The sequence below is a fragment of the uncultured Alistipes sp. genome (assembly GCF_963931675.1).
Lineage (GTDB): Bacteria > Bacteroidota > Bacteroidia > Bacteroidales > Rikenellaceae > Alistipes.
Genome location: NZ_OZ007039.1, coordinates 103,137 through 121,482 on the forward strand (window position 1 = coordinate 103,137; position 18,346 = coordinate 121,482).

Below are 18,346 nucleotides of genomic sequence, written 5' to 3' on the forward strand. Positions count from 1 at the left end.
CGGGAACATTCACCTCGGGATGACCACAGTCAACAACTTTACGGATAAAATCAGCAATGAAGAGGCGGCCCAACTCCCGGCCATCGAATTCGGGGGTGCAATCCGCATCGTCGAGCACGAACGCGACATCGCCCTGGCCTGCAAGGCGCTCGCCGCGGAACCGGTGATCGGTTTCGACACCGAGACACGGCCGTCGTTCCGCCCGGGCGTGACGTTCCGGGTGTCGCTGTTGCAGCTCTCGACGCCGACGGTCTGCTACCTGTTCCGGCTGAACAAGATTCCGCTGGCCAAACCGATCATCCAACTCTTCGAGAACCGGCAGCTGCTGAAGATCGGCGCCGACGTGGCGGGGGACCTTCGCTCGCTGCGCCAGATCCGGCACTTCCGCGATGCGGGGTTCATCGACCTGCAGGCGATCGCCCCGCAGTGGGGCATCGGCGAAAAGAGCCTGCGCAAGCTCTCGGCCATCGTGCTGGGACAGCGGGTCTCGAAGGCCCAGCGTCTGAGCAACTGGGAGGCCGCGACGCTGACCGACAAGCAGCAGCTCTACGCCGCCACGGACGCCTGGGTCTGCATCCGCATCTACGAACAACTGCTGCGCACGCCGCAAAAACCGTTACGCCCATGATACCTCAAATCATCCTGCGCAAAGGCAAGGAGGAATCGCTCCTTCGCCGCCACCCGTGGATCTTCTCGGGAGCCATCGACCACATCCGGGCCGAGGAGGAGTCGGACTTTGCCGAAGGGGCCCTTGTCGAGGTGTGCAACCGTTCCGGGGAGTTCATCGCCCAGGGACACTACCAGATCGGTTCGATTGCCGTGCGGGTGCTGTCGTTCGAGCGCGAACCGATCGACCAGGCGTGGTGGAACCGGCGCATCGCCGTGGCCCACGACGTGCGGCGCACGCTGGGGCTCACGGAGAACCCGCAGACGACCTGCTACCGGCTCATACACGGCGAAGGGGATTCGCTGCCGGGGCTGGTGGTGGACATCTACGGCACGACGGCCGTCATCCAGTGCCATTCGGTGGGGATGTACCGCTCGCGGATGGAGATCGCCGAGGCGCTGCGCGCAACCTACGGCGAACGGCTGACGGCCATCTACGACAAATCGTCGCAGACACTCCCCTACAAGGCCGACCTGGGGGCCGTGGACGGCTATCTCTGGGGCCATGCGGACCACACCTCGCAGGTGGTGCTCGAGAACGGCGAGCAGTTCCTCGTCAACTGGGAGCAGGGGCAGAAGACGGGCTTCTTCCTCGACCAGCGCGAGAACCGCGAACTGGTAAAACGCTATGCAAAAGGCCGCACCGTACTGAACACCTTCTGCTATACGGGCGGATTTTCGGTCTATGCGCTTTCGGGCGGGGCCAAGGAGGTGGTTTCGGTCGACTCCTCGGAACGGGCCGTGGAACTGGCCACCGAGAACATGCGGTTGAATTTCGGAGACACGGCCTGCCATACGGAGATTGCGGCCGACGCCGTGGAGTACCTCAAGGAGATCGGCGACCGCTACGACCTGATCATCCTCGACCCGCCGGCCTTCGCCAAGCACCACAAGGTGCTGAGCAACGCCATGCAGGGCTACCGGAGGCTGAATGCCCGGGCGCTGTCGCAGATCCGGCCGGGCGGAATCCTCTTCACCTTCTCGTGTTCGCAGGCCGTTTCGAAGGAGCTGTTCCGCACGACGGTCTTCTCGGCGGCGGCAATCGCGGGTCGGAAGGTGCGGATCCTGCACCAGCTGACACAGCCCGCCGACCATCCGATCAACATCTACCACCCCGAGGGCGAATACCTCAAGGGGCTGGTTCTCTACGTCGAGTAACACCCCGACTTCCTCCGGAGACTCCGGACGGCAGAACGAGAGAGGCTCCTCCCCGAAAAGGGAGGAGCCTCTCTCACGATACGTCCCGCATTTGGCCAGCAGCTGAATACGGCCGGCAACCCGATGCGGCCCGCAACTCGGCCGACAGCTCGATACGTCCCGCAGCCGGCACTTCAGTCGCCGCAAGGAGCAGGCCGCCATCCGCCACTATTTGCGGCGGGCGCGCTGCTGAGCCTCCTGCTGGCGGAGCAGCTCTTCGTAACGCTGCTGGAATTTCGATTTCCTGCCTTTGGATTTCTTCGCGGCATTGGCCTGCATGATGGCATGGATCTTATCATCGTCGACCATACGGCGGATGACGAGCGTCTGGGCGATGGTGAAGAGGTTCGAAAGCAGGTAATAGTAACACAAACCGCTGGAATAGTCGTTGAACCAGAAGAGCATCATGATCGGCATGAGGTAGACCATCATGAACTTCATACCGGCCATCTGGGGCTGGGACGAGGCGGTCTGCTGGTAGCTGAACCACGAGTAGCCGAAGAGCGACACGGCCATCAACAGCGCGAACAACGAGACGTGGTCGCCGTAGAATGGGATCGAGAAGGGCAGGTTCAGCACGCTGTCATACGACGAGAGGTCGTCGGCCCAGAGGAAGGACTGCCCGCGCAGCTCGATCGATGCGGGGAAGAAGCGGAACATGGCGATCAGAATCGGCAGCTGGATCAGCATCGGGATGCAACCTCCCATGGGGTTGATACCGGCCTTCCTGTAGAGTTCCATGGTGGCCTGCTGGCGCTTCATGGCATCCTCCTGCTTGGGATACTTCTTGTTGAGTTCGTCGACCTGGGGTTTGATCAGCCGCATTTTGGCCATCGAGACATAGCTCTTGTAGGTCATCGGGAAGATCACGACCTTGACCAGAATCACGAGGATCAGGATGATGATTCCGAAACTGGAGATGTAGTTTCTGAGGAAGTCGAAGACCGGGATCACGCACCAGCGGTTGACCCATCCGAAGATTCCCCACCCGAGCGGCACGAGTCGCTCGAGGTGGATGTCGTCGCCTGCGGGGGAATCGACCTTCTTGAGGATCGAATACTTGTTGGGTCCGAAATAGAAGGCGAAGTCATACCCTTCGGTCTGGGGCGTATAGGGGACGGACATCTGCGCGGAGAAGTTCTTGAGCAGATCCGACTCGGGCATTGCCGTATCGAACCGGAGGTTGGCGTAGGAGACATTCCCGGGAGCGATGAAGACCGACGAGAAGAACTGCTGTTTGAAAGCCACCCAGTTGACCTGGGTCGTCACCTCCTTCGATTTGGACTCCTCGCTCATGCCGAGCTCCTCGATCGAACTCTCGCCCGGGAAACGGTACGCCAGTGTGGTGTACATGTTCTCGTTCTTGAAACCCCGCTCGTTCTGATAGGAGGTGTTCGACCAGTCGATCTGGATCTGGGTCTGGTTGGCCATTTCGGGGGCCATGTTCACCAGGCGCACGTCGAAATCGACAAGATAGTCGCGTTCGGGCGATTTCGTATCATATATAAGGTAGCGGTATTCGAGTGCAGCCCGTGCGGTCACGGGCAGACGCATGACGACCTGCTTCGCGCCGTCGGCCAGTGTCTCGACAGGCTCGGCCGTGAAGACGTACTCCATCGTGTTGACGGGGATGTTCCTCAGCCCGTTTTTCACGTAGAACAGCATTGCGAACCGGGACGTTGCGGGGTCCATGAGTTCGACGGGCTGGTTGCGTTCTCCGCGGGGGGCATATTTGGTGTAATCCTTGAGCGTGACGCTCTTGACCTGACCGCCGCGCGTCGAGAAGGTCACCGCCAGCACATCGTTCTCGACCGAGAACTCTTCGGACCGGGCACCGCGGGCCTCGGCGAGCTCAGCCCCGAGGGTTTCGACCTGGCGCCGACGGGCTGCCGAAGCGATCGAGTCCGCATCGACGGGATCGGCGATCAGCGCCTCCTGCGACACGGGGTCGGCCAGAGGTGCGGGATTCGAGGCGCGGGCCACCGAATCCATATAGGCGTCATAGAGGGCTTTCTGTTGTTGAAATTCCTGTTGTTCCTTACTGCTGAAGTAGGCGAATCCGAGGAAGAGGAGCGCCACGACGGCAATACCGATAATCGATTTTTTATCCATTCAAACGTTGTTGCTTGTTTCGAGTGAGTAAAACAGCGGGAGCGTGCTTTTTTCAGGGATTGCAGTTTCTCCGCCTATTTGGCTTCGGCAAACTCCAGCGCGGCCTTCACGAAGGCGACGAAGAGCGGCGAAGGGCTCAGGACGGTGCTCTTGTATTCGGGGTGGAACTGCGTACCGACGAACCAGGGATGGCCCTCGATCTCGACGACCTCGACGAGGTTCGTATCGGGGTTCACGCCCACGGCCTTCATGCCTGCGGCCTCGAAGCGTTCGAGGTAGTCGTTGTTGAATTCGTAACGGTGGCGGTGGCGTTCCGAGATATTGAGTTTTCCGTAGGCCTCGGCGGCTTTGGATCCTTTCCGCAGCACACAGGGGTAGGCGCCCAGGCGCATCGTTCCGCCCTTGGCGGTTACGCCCTTCTGCTCCTCCATGAGGTCGATGACCGGGTGTGCGGTCTGCTCCATCTCGCTGGAGTTGGCATCGGCGATGCCGAGGACGTTGCGGGCGAATTCGATCACGGCGCACTGCATGCCGAGACAGATTCCGAGGAACGGGATCCGGTTCTCCCGGGCGAAGCGCACGGCCTCGATCTTGCCCTCGATCCCGCGGTTTCCGAATCCGGGCGCCACAAGGATACCGCCCATCTTGCCGAGCTGAGCCTCGACGTTCTCGGGGGTGATCTTCTCGGAGTTGACGTAATGGAGTTTGACGTGGCAGTCGTTGACGGCCCCGGCGTGGATGAACGACTCGCTGATCGACTTGTAGGCGTCGTGGAGTTCGGTATATTTACCGACGAGGGCGATGTCGATCTTCTTCGAGGGATGCTTGATCTTCTCGACGAAGGCGCACCAGGCATCCATGTCGGGTTCTTTGTCGGCCGGGAGGTTCAGCTTGTCGAGGACCACCTCGTCGAGGTGCTGAGCGTGCATCATCAGGGGCACCTCATAGATCGAGGGCACGTCGATGGACTCCATGACGGCATTGGCGTCGACGTTGCAGAACAGGGCGACCTTACGTTTGAGGGCCGTTGTGAGCGAGTGCTCGGCTCTCAGGACGAGGATATCGGGCTGGAGTCCGTTTTCGAGCAGCGCCTTGACGGAGTGCTGCGTAGGTTTGGTCTTCATCTCTCCCGACGCGGCCATGTAGGGGATCAGGGTCAGATGCACCAGAGCGGTATTCCTGTATCCGAGCGCATAGCGGAGCTGGCGCACCGATTCGATGAAGGGCTGCGACTCGATATCGCCGACCGTACCGCCGATTTCGGTGATGATCACATCGTACTTTTTGGTCTGTCCGAGGAGCTGGATGCGGCGTTTGATCTCATCGGTGATATGGGGGATGACCTGGACGGTTTTCCCGAGATACTCGCCCTTTCGCTCCTTCTCGATGACGCTTTTGTAGATGCGTCCGGTGGTGACGTTGTTGGCCTTCGAGGTGGGCTGGTTCGTAAAGCGCTCGTAGTGTCCGAGGTCGAGGTCGGTTTCCGCGCCGTCTTCGGTGACGTAGCATTCGCCGTGCTCGTAGGGGTTGAGCGTTCCGGGGTCGACGTTGATGTAGGGGTCGAGTTTCTGAATGGTCACGGAATAGCCCCGCGCCTGCAGCAGACGCGCGATCGAGGCGGAAATGATTCCCTTCCCGAGCGAGGAGGCGACACCGCCCGTCACGAATATGTACTTGGGTTTCGTCAGTTTCATCTTCGTTGTCCTGATAAATATTTTTTGCTATTTGTTGTCCGGCTGATTCTCTTCCGCCTCCTGGCTGTCGATCATGCGGACCTTCTCGACGGTTGCGTTCATCTCCTCGCGGGCGCGCTCGATCTTGGCGCGCACGTCGGCGATGAGCGACTCGGCGTTTTTCGATTTGGCGAAGAATCCGATGTTGTTTTCCAGCAGGGCGATCTCCTGCTCCAGCTGGCGGACCTTGTTGTAGAGGCGTTCGCGTTCGGAACGGAGACGGCGATCCCCGGCGCCCTTCATCGAGGAGAGTTTCTCGCGGAAGCGGCCCATCGAGCGGTCGCGTTCGGAGCCGCGCAGGACGTTGAACAGTTCGTCGACGGCAGCCTTGTAACGCTTCTGGATGGCATCCTTCTGCTTGATGGGCACGAATCCGATCTCGCTCCAGCGGCGCTGGAAGTCGCGGATCACCTCATAACCGCCGGTGCGGACATCGGCGGCGGCCATTTCGTCGAGCAGGGCGAGTTTCTTGCGGAGGTTCTCCTCATACTCGCCGTCGACCGTTGCGAAATGGGCGGCCTTGCGTTCGAAGAAGCGGTCGCAGGCGGCGCGGAAGCGTTTCCAGACGGCTTCGGAGTGGCGGCGCGACACGGCCCCGATCTGCTTCCAGCGGGTCTGGAGGGCGATCAGTTCGTCGGTTGTCTTCTTCCACTCCTCGCTGTTCACGAGCGACTCGGCAGCCTCGCAAATCTCGTTCTTGAGCTGGAGGTTGTGATCCATCTCGGCCTTCAGCCCGGCATAGAACTGGCGTTTGGCCTCGAAGAAGCGGTCGCAGGCGGTGCGGAAACGCTCGTAGATACGGTTGTTGTCCTTCTTGGGTGCGAAGCCGATGGTCTTCCAGGTTTTCTGGATCTCCAGGAGCTTGTCGCTGGCCTTGTTCCACTCCCTGCGGGTCGTGAGGGGCTGTGCGGCGAGTTCTTCGGTGGCCTCGCAGAGTCCGGTCTTGAGTTCGAGGTTCTTGAGCTGCTCGCCCTTGAGGGCTTCGAAATGCTCCTGATGGAGTTTGTTGATGCGGCTCGACGCGGCCTTGAAGCGCTCCCAGAGGGTCTCCTTGTACTCGTTGGCCACGGGACCCGTCTCGCGCCACTCGTCGTGGAGTTTCTGCAGTTTGTGGAAGGCCTCGACCACCGAGGGTTCGAGCAGCAGGGCTTCGGCCTGTTCGCAGAGGGCGACCTTCTGCTCGTAGTTCTTCTTCAGGTCGAGATCGCGCAGCTCCTTGTTGATCTTGATGAAGTTGTAGAAGTTCTCGACATGGAGGTTGTAGGTCTCCCAGAGGTCCTTGATGTAGGCCTGGGGCACCGGGCCCGTATCACGCCAGCGCTGCTGGAGTTCGCGGAACTTGTTGAAGGTATGGTTGAGCGTCTCGTCGGAGTTGACCAGTTCCTTCAACTCCTCGATGATCTGCTGTTTGACCTTGAGATTGGCCTCCTTTTCGGCCTCGAGGTTGGCGATGAAGATGTCGCGGCGGCGGCGGTACTCCTTGAAGAGCTCCTTGAGCTGCACTTCGGCCCCGTCGACCGCGGGAGCGAAATCCTCCTCGGCGCCCCCCTCTTCGAGGAAGCGGCGGCGGGCGGCCTCAACCTCCGAACGGCGGATGCGGTAGAAGGCGATCTTCAGGGCCTCGACGTCGCGGCGGATCGACTGTACGGGCTGCTCTTCGAGCATCCGGGCGAACATGGCGACCAGCTCCTCCTTTCCCTTTCCGGCGAATTTCTCTTCGGGGGCCTCCTTCTCCTCGGCAGCGCGCTGTTCGGCTTCGGCCTCCTCGGCGGTTTCGCCTTCGAGTTCGAGTCCGGCATCCTGTGCGGCGAGGGCCGCCTCCTCATCAACGAAATCCATCCGCACCTCTTCGGGGGCCTCCTCCTCTTCGAAATCGGCTACAGGCTCCGCCGCGGATTTGATCCGAGCGCGCTTGGGGCGGGGTGCGGCGTCAGCACCGGCCGGTTCCCGAACAGCCTCGGGAGCTCTCTCCCCCACGGGTTCCTGCACAGCCTCGGAGACGGTCTCGGGAGTTGCCTCCCCCACGGATTCCTGCACAGGCTCCGACGCAGCCTCCTCCCCCGGTTCCTGCACGGGCTTCTCCACCTGTTCCGTCACAGGTGCCGCCGCCGTTTCGACGTCGGCAGGCGTTTCGGCCGAAGTTTCCGCGGGGGCTTCGGGTGCCCCGGGGGTTTCCGGTGTTTTCTCCGCTCCTGCGGATTCGGCCTCAGGGGCCTCTTCGGCAGCGGGATCCTCGGAGGCAGGGGTCTCTTCAGGGGCAGGGGTCACAGCGGGCTCTGCGGGAGCCGCCTCCCCGGCCGGGATTTGGGATTCGGAGGTTTCGGGAGTCGCCACGGGACTCGTCTGCGCATCTTCAGCCAGGGGGCTGACTTGCTCCTCGGGAGCAGAAAGTGTCGGTTTTTCAGTAGCCATCTCAGTTGATGTTTTTGATTCCCGGACAAGCGGGAGTACATAAATCCCGCAAATATACTTATTTTCCGCGGAACCCGAAAGAGAAATCGACAAAACCTGCAACAACGTCGCAATCCGGGAGAGGAGCAACGGAAGAGGAGCGGAGATTCGGCGGACGGACGGGAAAAAATGCACGAATTCGCGGAAAAATTCGTATCTTCGCAAAGTTATCACCATGCGGGCGCCCGGAGTGCGCCCGCCTTGAAACCGCAACCATGAGCCACCGCATCCTGCTGGTCGACGATGAGGTCGACATTCTGGAATTCGTCCGCTACAACCTCGTGCGCGAGGGTTACGAGGTCTACACGGCGCAAAACGGCGCCGAAGCGCTGAAGGTCGCCGCGGAGTGCCATCCGCACCTGATCCTGCTGGACATGATGATGCCGGTGATGGACGGGGCGCAGACGTGCCGGGCGATCCGTGCGAATCCGGAGTTGAAGGATACGATGGTGGTTTTTCTCTCGGCACTGGGCGAAGAGGAGCAGCAGTTGGCGGGTTTCGGCGTGGGGGCCGACGACTACCTGACCAAGCCGATCAAGATGAAACTCCTGAAGAGCCGCGTGCAGGCGATCCTGAAGCGGATCGATGCGGACCCGATTCCGAAGAAACCGGCCCCGACGGGCATTACGGTGGACCGGGAGCGCTACACGGTGATCCGCGACGGCGAGGAGATCACCCTTCCGCGCAAGGAGTTCGCGTTGCTGGAGCTGCTCTATTCGTCGCCGGGGCGTCTGATTCCGCGGGAGGAGATCTACACGAAGATCTGGGGCACGGATGTGGTTGTGGGCGACCGCACGATCGACGTGCACATCCGGAAACTGCGGCAGAAGATCGGCGACGAACGGATCGTCACGGTCAAGGGCGTAGGCTACAAGTACGAGCCGTAGCACCCCGGCCGAAGGGGGGGGGTCAGGCGAGGTCCGACCACGAAAAGGTTCGAATACGGAAGGGCCCAGCCGCGAAAAGGCCGGCTACGAAGAGGCCCGAGCAGGAAAAGGTTAATGAGAAAAATATGACACACACGGGAAAATACCGCCGCATCGTGATCAAGATCGGCAGCAACGTGCTGACGCGCGATGACGGGCGCCCCGACACGACGCGCATTTCGGCGCTTGTGGACCAGATTGCACGCCTGCACCGGGCGGGTGTGGAGGTGGTTCTCGTCTCGTCGGGGGCGGTTGCTTCGGGGCGCAGCCTGCTGGAGTCGCGCGTGGGGCGCATCGACACGGTTTCGGCGCGCCAACTCTACTCGGCGGTCGGACAGGTGAAGTTGCTGAACCGCTACTACGACCTCTTCAACGACTACGGCATCGCGTGCGGGCAGGTGCTCACCACGAAGGAGAGCCTCTCGACGCGCCGCCAGTACCTCAACCAGCGCAACTGCATGGAGGCGATGCTCGCGGCCGGGGTGATCCCGATCGTGAACGAGAACGACACGATCTCCGTGACGGAACTGATGTTCACCGACAACGACGAACTTTCGGGACTCGTGGCGGCGATGATGGACGCCGATGCGCTGCTGATCCTGAGCAACATCGACGGCATCTACGACGGTTCGCCCGCCGACCCGTCGTCGCAGGTGATCCGGCGCGTGGCGCCGGGTCGGGACCTTTCACAGTATATCGATACGACGCGCTCGTCGCGCGGACGCGGGGGCATGACCTCCAAGAGCCGGATTTCGAGCCGCGTGGCGGGCGAAGGGATCGAGGTGGTGATTGCCAACGGACGCCGCGACGGGATCCTCACGGACCTCGTGCTGACGGACCGCGACGTGGTCTGCACGCGCTTCGAAGCGGCCCGACACGCCGCTTCGGGTGTGAAGAAGTGGATCGCCAGCAGCGAAGGTTTCGCCAAGGGGGCGCTGCGTCTCGACGCCGGGGCGACGGCCGCGGTGAGCCGGAGCAAGGCAGCGAGCGTGCTGGCCGTGGGCGTAACCGACGTCGAGGGGGATTTCGAGCGGGACGACATCGTGCGGGTCCTCTCGCCGGAGGGTACCCAGCTGGGCGTGGGCCGCATCTCGTGCGACAGCGCCACGGCGCGCCGCAACCTGGGCTGCAAAGGTCTCAAACCACTGATTCACTGCGATTACCTTTACCTGGAATAAGATCATGGAAACAAACTACCGCGCACTTTTCGAGGCAGCGCGCCGGGCCGGCACCGCCCTCTCCAATACCCCTGCAGACCGGCTCTCGTCGGCCGTCCGCACGGCAGCCGGGCTGCTCCGCACCCACACCGACGAGATCCTGACGGCCAATGCCGAAGACCTTGCGGCCATGGACCCGGCCTCCCCGCTGTGCGACCGCCTGCGGCTGACGCCCGAACGGATCGCCGCCATCGCCGCGGACATGGAGTCGGTAGCGGCACTCCCCTCGCCGCAGGGCGAGGCGCTCGCCGCCTGGAGCCGTCCGAACGGGATGCAGCTCCGCAAGGTGCGCGTTCCGTTCGGCGTGGTGGGGATGGTCTGCGAGGCGCGTCCGAACGTCACGGCCGATATTTTCTCGCTCTGCCTGAAGACCGGGAATGCCTGCGTGCTGAAGGGCGGGAGCGACGCCCGCCGCTCGAACGAGGCGATTGCGGCCCGGCTCCACGAAGCGCTGCGCCGCGAAGGGCTCGACGAAGCGGCCTTCACGCTGCTGCCGTCGGACCACGCAGCGGTGGGCGAACTGCTCGGGGCCGTCGGCTACGTCGACGTGGTGATTCCGCGGGGCGGGGCGGGACTGATCCGCTTCGTGCGGGAGAACGCCCGGGTTCCGGTGATCGAGACCGGTGCGGGGATCGTCCACACCTATTTCGATGCCGCGGGCGATCTGGAGAAGGGCCGTGCGGTGATCTGCAACGCCAAGACGCGCCGCGTGAGCGTCTGCAACGCCCTGGACTGCCTCATCATCCACCGCGACCGGCTCGGGGACCTCGCCGCGCTGTGTGCGCCGCTGGCCGGGCACCGGGTCACGATCTACGCCGACAAGGCCGCCCTCGAAGCTCTGGAGGGACACTACCCTGCCGCACTGCTCGCCCCGGCCACGGAGGAGCACTACGGCACGGAGTTCCTGGACTACAAACTGGCCGTAAAGAGCGTGTCGTCGTTCGACGAGGCGCTGGCGCACATTGCCCGCTACTCGTCGCGGCACAGCGAGGCGATCGTCACCGAGGATGCGGCAGCGGCCGAGGCCTTCACGCGGCGGGTGGACGCGGCGTGCGTCTACGTGAACGTATCGACGGCCTTCACCGACGGCGGACAGTTCGGATTCGGCGCCGAGGTGGGGATCTCGACGCAGAAGCTCCACGCCCGGGGTCCGATGGGGCTTCCGGAACTGACAACCTACAAATACGTCATCACGGGCGACGGGCAGACGCGGCCGGCCTGACGGATCCGACAAAAAATCCCGGTTTTCAGCCAGAATAAAAGGCAAATTTGACTATTCCCACTGACAGTCAGACAGTTTGATTTCAAGTGGCACAGAACGGCATAAGGTCGGGAAAACGGATTTAGGCAGATTGCAGCAGCAGATGCATTTCCAAATCATTACCCGATGGAAAAGCCACGCAACCTGCCATAAACGGGCAACTGATTGTCGAATGGTTCAGAGAGCAGTTTGGCAGGCTGTTCTCATCCGTTAAAAGGACGGTTGAGCCGCTTAGAAGAGGCAAGGGCATGGGATTGTAAACAATACCAACGGGAGGGTAGCAAGATTGTGTTTTGGGCAGACCAAAACCTCTTGCCGCCCTCCCGTTGGTCATCTGAATGTTTTTAATTCTTTTTGTACAAGTGGTATATCTTGCTGACTATCTTCCAGCCGTCCGCCCCTTTGACAAGGGTAAACATGTCGGTGTACGTTCCGGCTTTGCTGAAGCGGGATTCTATACGGGCTATGGCTGTGTCTTCCGTAGCGCTGCAAACGGTCAGTTCATAATCTACCTCCTGTTTGCCCACTGATTGCCCGAATTTAAGCAGTTCTCCAATGTGAACGGTGCGGATACTGCCGTCTTCCGCCCGCTTTCGATGCACTTCAGCAGCCACGCCATGTTTTGCCCCAAGACGCGCATGGTCTGCAAGCCCTCCTTGTCCTTGCGCACGTCATCGGGCGTGAAGCCGTGCACCGAGTTCCAGTATTGAGATGCCACGACAGGCATGTTGGCAATGGTAAAATACTGGTTTAGCTGCTCGAAGGTGGCAGAGGCTCCACCACGACGGCACGATACGTACGTTCAGAATTTATGCGCCAGTTCAGCCGCTTGCTTGCAGCCGTCTGTCTTGTTGATGTCCCCTTCGTTCAATACTCCGGTAATAAGTACTTCGCCAGCCATCTCCCATTTCAGCAGGGCGGCAGAACGCTCCAGCGGCATACGGATGCCGTCCATTACCGTCACGTCGTCTTCTTCGCAGCAGGCTATCAGTCCGCATTTCTTTCCGGCGATATCCTTTCCGCCTACCACGAATGAAAACAGGCGGTCAACCACGCCCTTTATCTGTGCCGGGATGGAATACCAGTAGGTCGGCATGGTGAATACGACAGCATCGGCTTCCATGATGGCAGGTGCAATAAGGTTGAAATCATCATCAAATGAACAAGCCTTGCCCGTCTTGAAGCAGGTCTGACAGGCACGGCAGCCGCCTATCTTCATCAGTGCGGCATCAAAGCGTTGCACCGTATGGCCGAGTTTCTCCGCTTCCCTGATAAATGCATCCGTTAGGGCAAAGCTGTTGCCATGCTTGCGAGGACTGCCCGTAATGACTGTTATCTTCATGACGCTTCCTCCTTACTTTTGAATGGTATCCGAATTCTGATTGTACGCCTTTGCCACGCACCGCCACTCGCCGTTCATCTTCATCAGCAGCAGGTAGTCGGTGAAGTCGATACGGCCTCCCCATTTCTCTTCCAGCACGCGCACCACGGCGAGGGTCTCTTCCACGTCCACCACATCGATGCGTGCCTTGAAGTCATCGCCTGCGCCTACGGTGTCCACATTGCGGTAGAACTGCTCGATGCTGCCGTGCTCCAGCTTCCCGTCGAGGTAGCCGAACAGGACGGCTTCGTCAATAAACAACTCGCGGGCGTACTTGCTGTTGCCTTCCGCCACGCTTTTCACAAACTTCATGGCAGCTGCTTCCACTGCCTTGTACTCTTCGATACTTGCTCTCATGATGTTAATTTCCAGTTACAATCCAAATAAATTTGGATCAAAGTTTTTGGTTAGATTTGTTTTTATTTCATTAACAACATATTGCGTTTCTTGAAGATCTTCCCGGCCAAAGGTCAAGGCACAAGTGACTCCGCCGGCCTCTGATCGAGCCGGTGCGGAGACACTTCGTGCTTAACACCTTTGGCCCTTTCGAAAGCCGAGATTTCAGAACCCGTAAAAAACCTTCGGTAAACAGACTTTCCACAGCGGTCAGCACGCTGCCGCATGTTCCTGTATTAGTTTACAAAGGCCAGAGGAGCAAACTATTTTAAGCGGACGTTAACGCCGCAAACATCATGTAGTATTCTCTCTGGGAAAATCCGTTTACCGGAAGGGTTTCTCTATGACATGACACTATTGACATAATCAGTCTGGTGCTTGAGTACGAAGTATAATCTGTTGACCAGTTTGCGAGCGACCTTTACGATGGCCTTGCTCTTTGGCATTCGCTTGCACTGTTCAGTAAAAAACAGGTTCATCGCAGGGTCTTGACGTACCGCCACCCATGCGGCCTCTATCAGGTTACAGCGCATGACGGCGTTTCTTCGCACGGTAATGTCTCCTGTCCCATCTTTCTCTCCACTGGAATGGCACATCGGGATCATCCCGATATAGGCGGCCAGTTGTTCGGCATTGCGGAAACGGGCAATGTCGCATATCTCCGAAAGAAATGCCATTCCCGTAGCCTGTCCGAACCCCGGAACGGTCATAATCAACCGCAGCGGTTCGCGAAACCGGTCCGTCTTGGCCAATGTCCGCAAAGCCCGTGTCATCTCCAACTTCTGGCGGCGTAGCTCCTCCAGATGCCGGATTTGAATGTCGAGGGCCTGACGCCCGCTCGGTGTGAGGGTTTCAACCTCCTTCAACCAGGCAATAAAACGTTTTGACCAGTTGGAGAACGGTTCGAGGAACTCTTGTGGAATCCCAATGCCCAGATACCGCAATTGGGACTTGATCCGGTTCTTCTGACGCGTCGTGTCTTTTGTTATCGAGTTCTTCAATCTTATCAAGGAACGCATCTCCAACGATGCGCTGTCCGGCGTGTAAATGCCTTTCAGTTCGTTGGCTCGTAAACTCCGCGCCAGCTTGCTGCTATCCACGGCGTCACTCTTACGAAGCTTTTCACTGCTCTTGGTCGGAACATCCCCCGGATTGACCACGATGTTGTCAATCCCTAATGCCGTCAGCCGTTCGTGTATCCAGAACCCGCAGAAGCCGGCTTCGTATACCGAATGATATTCGGCTCCCGGATAACTCCGCGCCAGAAATCCGTGCAATGCTTCCGGACTCGGATGCTGACTAAACTTCTTCAGCACGGAGGTCTCCGACAAGACCGTAACCGACCAACTCTTCAAATGGACATCGATCCCTATATAAATCTTTTGTCCTCTGAAACTAATTTCGTTTCTTTGTCCTCTCATGGCTATCGCTATTTTAGTTAGTTAAGGTTTGGCTGCTTTAATCTAACCAAAATCTCGATAGCTTTTTTCTTCTATCCGCTATCGGTGCGGTCTACTCGGATCGTAAACATAGGAACTGTTTAATTGATTATCTTGGTTTGATGCTGCAAAGGTAGGTGATTCCTCCTGCCTGTACAAGTACCGAAAAATTATTCATATACTGAAAAATTATTCGGTATATCCACGTTACGGCATATTATCCTTACCTTTGCAGGCGTAACCATTCAATAACGATAGAACCATGTACGAAAGAAAGATACCTGTGGATTTGGACTGTCCCTTGCGGCTGACCATGAGCCTGATTGATTCCAAGTGGAAGTCATGCATCCTGGACGAACTGCGCTACCGTGCCCTGCGTCCCAGCGAACTGCACAAGATATTCCCCGAAGCTACGCCTCGTGTGCTTGATATGCAACTGAAGGAATTGGTGGAAGACGGGCTGGTGGCGAAAACTATTTTTCCCGAATTGCCTCCGCGCTCGGAATATGCCATCACACCACTGGGGATGACGCTGATTCCCATCATCGATGCAATGATTGCATGGGGAGAGAAGAATACGGAATTATTTGAAAAGAAATATGGGAAACGGTAATAGAATTCGGTTGCTTTTCGCTATTTTTGTGGCAAGACAAGAGTTGTTTGACAGAAATAAATGGCATATCGCAGAAATAGCGACTGTTTCCAAGTCATTACCTCGTCCTTTGAGAAAAGCTCATAGATAGCTTATTTCTAATATATTCCTATTTAAACATCGCTTTTTCTGACAAAAAACCGAACGATCCGTAATCATTTTATTGCTAAATTTGCAAGTCCGTAAAATAATGCCTATATTTAGTGTATGATTCGTGCACTTTTCTGCGTGGGTCTCGGAGGTGCTGCGGGGAGCATGGCCCGCTACCTGCTTTCGACGTGGACGCTGGGAGGCCAGACGATGCTGGGATTCCCGGTGGGGACGTTCGTTGTCAATGCCGCGGGGTCGCTGCTGATCGGCATCCTGCTGCAGACACTCACGTCGTCGACGGCGGGCTGGCTGCTCGTGACGGGCTTCTGCGGGGGTTTCACGACCTTCTCGACCTTCTCGGCAGATACCGTACGCCTGCTCCGGGCCGGAGATTACGGACCGGCGGCGGGTTATGTCGTTTTGAGCGTGGGCGTATGTCTCGCCTTCACGACGCTGGGAATGCACCTGGGGTCGCAAATGAAGGGTTAGAGCAAGGGAAAGACCGGCCGAGCAACAGCAGAAGGATGCGGGAAAGAGGACAGAAACGTTGCGGAGAGAGGCCGAGGAATGCAAACATATAAACTTTAACAACTGATACATTATGGTAATTCTCGTATTGAACTGCGGCTCTTCATCGATCAAATATCAGGTGATCGACATGACGGCCGCTTCGGGCAAACTGCTCGCCAAGGGACTCGTGGAACGCATCGGGCTTCCGGAGGGCGACCTGACCCACAAACCCGTGGGCAAGACACCGTTCGAAGTGCACCAGCCGATTCCCGACCACACGACGGGTATCAAGCTGGTACTCGACGCACTGACCGATCCGTCACACGGCGTGATCGCCTCGCTCGACGAGGTGAAGGCCGTGGGACACCGCGTGGCACACGGCGGCGAATACTTCCCGGCAAGCTGCCTGGTGACGGAGGAGGTGAAGGAGAAGATCCGTTCGCTGTGCCAGATTGCCCCGCTGCACAACCCGGCCAGCCTGGAAGGGATCAACGCCGTGGAGAAAGTGCTCCCCGGGACGCCGCAGGTGACGGTCTTCGACACGTCGTTCCACCAGACGATCCCCGCGGTAAACTACATGTACGCCCTGCCCTACGAATACTATGAAAAATACCGCGTGCGGAAGTACGGCTTCCACGGCACGAGCCACAAGTACGTGGCACGAGTGGGTGCCGAGCTGGCCGGGCTGGACTTCGAGCACTCGAAGATCATCACCTGCCACATCGGCAACGGAGGTTCGGTGACGGCCGTGCTGAACGGCAAGTCGTTCGACACGTCGATGGGCTTCTCGCCGCTCGACGGTCTGGTGATGGGCACGCGCTGCGGGCAGGTGGATGCCAGCGCCATCACCTTCATCGGCGAGAAGGAGGGCATGAGCTATGCCGAACTGGAGACGATGATGAACAAGAAGTCGGGCGTCATGGGTCTGACGGGCATTTCGAGCGACATGCGCGACATCGACCACGCCTACGAGGAGGGCAACCCGCGTGCGATCCTGGCACGCGACATGTACTACCGCCGGATCAAGAAGTTCGTGGGCGAATACGCCGCGGAGATGGGCGGCGTGGACCTGATCGTCTTCACGGGCGGTGTGGGCGAGAATTCGAGCGAGATGCGCGAATCGGTCTGCACGGGCCTGGAGTTCATGGGCGTGAAGTTCGACACCGAGGCCAACAAGGGGGCCCGGGGCGTGAACAAACTGCTTTCGGCTGCGGATTCGAAGGTGAAGGTGGCCGTGATCGCCACCGACGAGGAGCTGATGATCGCCACGGACACCTACAATCTGGTCAAATAGGGCACCGACCCCAACACCGGCAAACCAAACAGAAAGAGAGACGAACACTAAAATTCGAAAATTATGATTCAGCATCTTACCGAGATCGTCGAAGAGGCGAGAAAACGGGGTAAAAAACGTCTTGCCGTAGCCTACGGCCAGGATTCGCACACACTGGAGGCGGTTTACAACGCCTACAAGGAGGGGCTTGTGGAGCCGACGCTCTACGGCGACAAGAAGGTGATCGAACAGGTCTGCGCGGAGAACAATCTCGACCTCAAGGCCTTCAACATCGTGGACGAGCCGAATGACGTGAAGTGCGTGCAGCAGGCCGTGGCAGCCGTCGTAGCGGGGAACGCCGACGTGCTCATGAAGGGTCTGGTCTCGACGGACAAGTACATGCGCGGGATCCTGAACAAGGATGCGGGTCTCTTCCCGCCGAAGGGCGTGTTGAGTCACGTCTCGATCGTGGAGATGCCGTGCTACCACAAACTGCTGATCATCTCGGACGTGGCGGTGATTCCGCTGCCGGACTTCAAGCAGAAGATGAAACAGATCGGCTATCTGGCGCAGACGGCCAACCTGCTGGGCATCACGACGCCGAAGATCGCCTGCATCGCCCCGTCGGAACAGGTTCTTCCGAACGTGATCTCCTCGACGGACGGAGCCCTTCTGGCGAAGATGGGCGACCGCGGACAGCTGGGCAACGTGATCGTCGACGGACCGCTGTCGCTGGACGTGGCGCTCTACAAGGAGGTTGCCGAACACAAGAAGGTGAAGGGTTCGTCGGTGGCCGGCGACCCGGACTGCCTGCTCTTCCCGAACCTGGAATCGGCCAACGTCTTCTTCAAGAGCACGACGCACCTGTGCGGCGGAGAGCTGGCCGCCATGGTGATGGGCACGAACGTACCGTGCGTGCTGACGTCGCGCGGCGATACGAGCCGCACGAAGCTCTTCTCGATCGCCCTGGCCTGTCTGGCCGTAAGAAAATAAGACGCAGCCCGAAACCACACAACCAACCAACCTAACCTGCTGAACCGAG

At 59.1% G+C, this 18,346-nt stretch carries 15 protein-coding genes and 1 pseudogene; 9 read left to right on the forward strand and 7 right to left on the reverse strand.

All coding sequences use genetic code 11. The annotated features are described in order from the left end of the window. Positions 1–19: 19 nt before the first annotated feature. Both ABGT65_RS00435 and ABGT65_RS00440 read left to right on the forward strand, forming a co-directional pair. Positions 20–628, forward strand: coding sequence for a 3'-5' exonuclease (locus ABGT65_RS00435; RefSeq protein WP_346699262.1), 609 nt, complete (start codon positions 20–22; stop codon positions 626–628). Then, a complete protein-coding gene (locus ABGT65_RS00440) occupies positions 625–1,824 on the forward strand; it encodes a class I SAM-dependent rRNA methyltransferase (protein WP_346699263.1) in 1,200 nt (399 codons plus the stop codon). The genes ABGT65_RS00435 and ABGT65_RS00440 overlap by 4 nt, the downstream gene beginning before the upstream one ends. A gap of 207 nt (positions 1,825–2,031) precedes the next feature. Here the strand turns inward: ABGT65_RS00440 and yidC are convergent, their stop codons facing one another. The 3 genes from yidC to ABGT65_RS00455 all read right to left on the reverse strand — a co-directional run bounded on the left by yidC (position 2,032) and on the right by ABGT65_RS00455 (position 8,120). Continuing rightward, positions 2,032–3,975: a membrane protein insertase YidC gene (yidC, locus tag ABGT65_RS00445; RefSeq protein ID WP_346699264.1), complete on the reverse strand. Its 1,944-nt coding sequence runs from the start codon at positions 3,973–3,975 to the stop codon at positions 2,032–2,034. A 74-nt stretch (positions 3,976–4,049) separates the two neighbouring features. Further along, entirely contained in the window at positions 4,050–5,669 is a 1,620-nt protein-coding gene (locus ABGT65_RS00450; protein ID WP_346699265.1) for a CTP synthase, read from the reverse strand. A 27-nt stretch (positions 5,670–5,696) separates the two neighbouring features. Further along, positions 5,697–8,120: a DUF349 domain-containing protein gene (locus tag ABGT65_RS00455; RefSeq protein WP_346699266.1), complete on the reverse strand. Its 2,424-nt coding sequence runs from the start codon at positions 8,118–8,120 to the stop codon at positions 5,697–5,699. A gap of 254 nt (positions 8,121–8,374) precedes the next feature. Here ABGT65_RS00455 and ABGT65_RS00460 point away from each other — a divergent pair, with 254 nt between their 5' ends. The 3 genes from ABGT65_RS00460 (at position 8,375) to ABGT65_RS00470 (ending at position 11,524) form a co-directional block, all read left to right on the forward strand. After that, entirely contained in the window at positions 8,375–9,046 is a 672-nt protein-coding gene (locus ABGT65_RS00460; protein WP_346699267.1) for a response regulator transcription factor, read from the forward strand. A 125-nt stretch (positions 9,047–9,171) separates the two neighbouring features. Continuing rightward, positions 9,172–10,263, forward strand: a complete 1,092-nt coding sequence (gene proB / locus ABGT65_RS00465; protein ID WP_346699268.1) for a glutamate 5-kinase — start codon at positions 9,172–9,174, stop codon at positions 10,261–10,263. 4 nt (positions 10,264–10,267) lie between these two features. Further along, complete coding sequence (locus ABGT65_RS00470; protein ID WP_346699269.1) at positions 10,268–11,524, forward strand: glutamate-5-semialdehyde dehydrogenase; 1,257 nt, start codon at positions 10,268–10,270, stop codon at positions 11,522–11,524. Positions 11,525–12,071: 547 nt separating this feature from the next. Here ABGT65_RS00470 and ABGT65_RS00475 read toward each other — a convergent pair. The 4 genes and pseudogenes from ABGT65_RS00475 to ABGT65_RS00490 form a co-directional block, all read right to left on the reverse strand. Beyond that, positions 12,072–12,353: pseudogene (locus tag ABGT65_RS00475) on the reverse strand (flavodoxin family protein); the annotation flags it as partial. Positions 12,354–12,365: 12 nt separating this feature from the next. Then, positions 12,366–12,905, reverse strand: a complete 540-nt coding sequence (locus tag ABGT65_RS00480; RefSeq protein WP_346699270.1) for a flavodoxin family protein — start codon at positions 12,903–12,905, stop codon at positions 12,366–12,368. A 12-nt stretch (positions 12,906–12,917) separates the two neighbouring features. After that, positions 12,918–13,301, reverse strand: a complete 384-nt coding sequence (locus ABGT65_RS00485; protein WP_346699271.1) for a nuclear transport factor 2 family protein — start codon at positions 13,299–13,301, stop codon at positions 12,918–12,920. Positions 13,302–13,681: 380 nt separating this feature from the next. Then, entirely contained in the window at positions 13,682–14,761 is a 1,080-nt protein-coding gene (locus tag ABGT65_RS00490) for an IS110 family transposase (protein WP_087309029.1), read from the reverse strand. A 280-nt stretch (positions 14,762–15,041) separates the two neighbouring features. Between ABGT65_RS00490 and ABGT65_RS00495 the strand changes: the two genes are divergently transcribed. From ABGT65_RS00495 to ABGT65_RS00510, 4 genes are all read left to right on the forward strand, one after another. Beyond that, a complete protein-coding gene (locus ABGT65_RS00495; protein ID WP_346699272.1) occupies positions 15,042–15,392 on the forward strand; it encodes a helix-turn-helix domain-containing protein in 351 nt (116 codons plus the stop codon). Positions 15,393–15,638: 246 nt separating this feature from the next. Further along, a complete protein-coding gene (gene crcB / locus ABGT65_RS00500) occupies positions 15,639–16,010 on the forward strand; it encodes a fluoride efflux transporter CrcB (protein ID WP_346699273.1) in 372 nt (123 codons plus the stop codon). A 112-nt stretch (positions 16,011–16,122) separates the two neighbouring features. Continuing rightward, positions 16,123–17,325 (forward strand): acetate kinase, encoded by a 1,203-nt coding sequence (locus ABGT65_RS00505; RefSeq protein ID WP_346699274.1) that lies wholly within the window; start codon positions 16,123–16,125, stop codon positions 17,323–17,325. Positions 17,326–17,388: 63 nt separating this feature from the next. Further along, positions 17,389–18,297 carry a phosphate acyltransferase gene (locus ABGT65_RS00510; RefSeq protein ID WP_346699275.1) on the forward strand — a complete coding sequence of 303 codons (909 nt, stop codon included), beginning with the start codon at positions 17,389–17,391 and terminating at the stop codon, positions 18,295–18,297. The last annotated feature ends 49 nt before the right edge of the window (positions 18,298–18,346 follow it).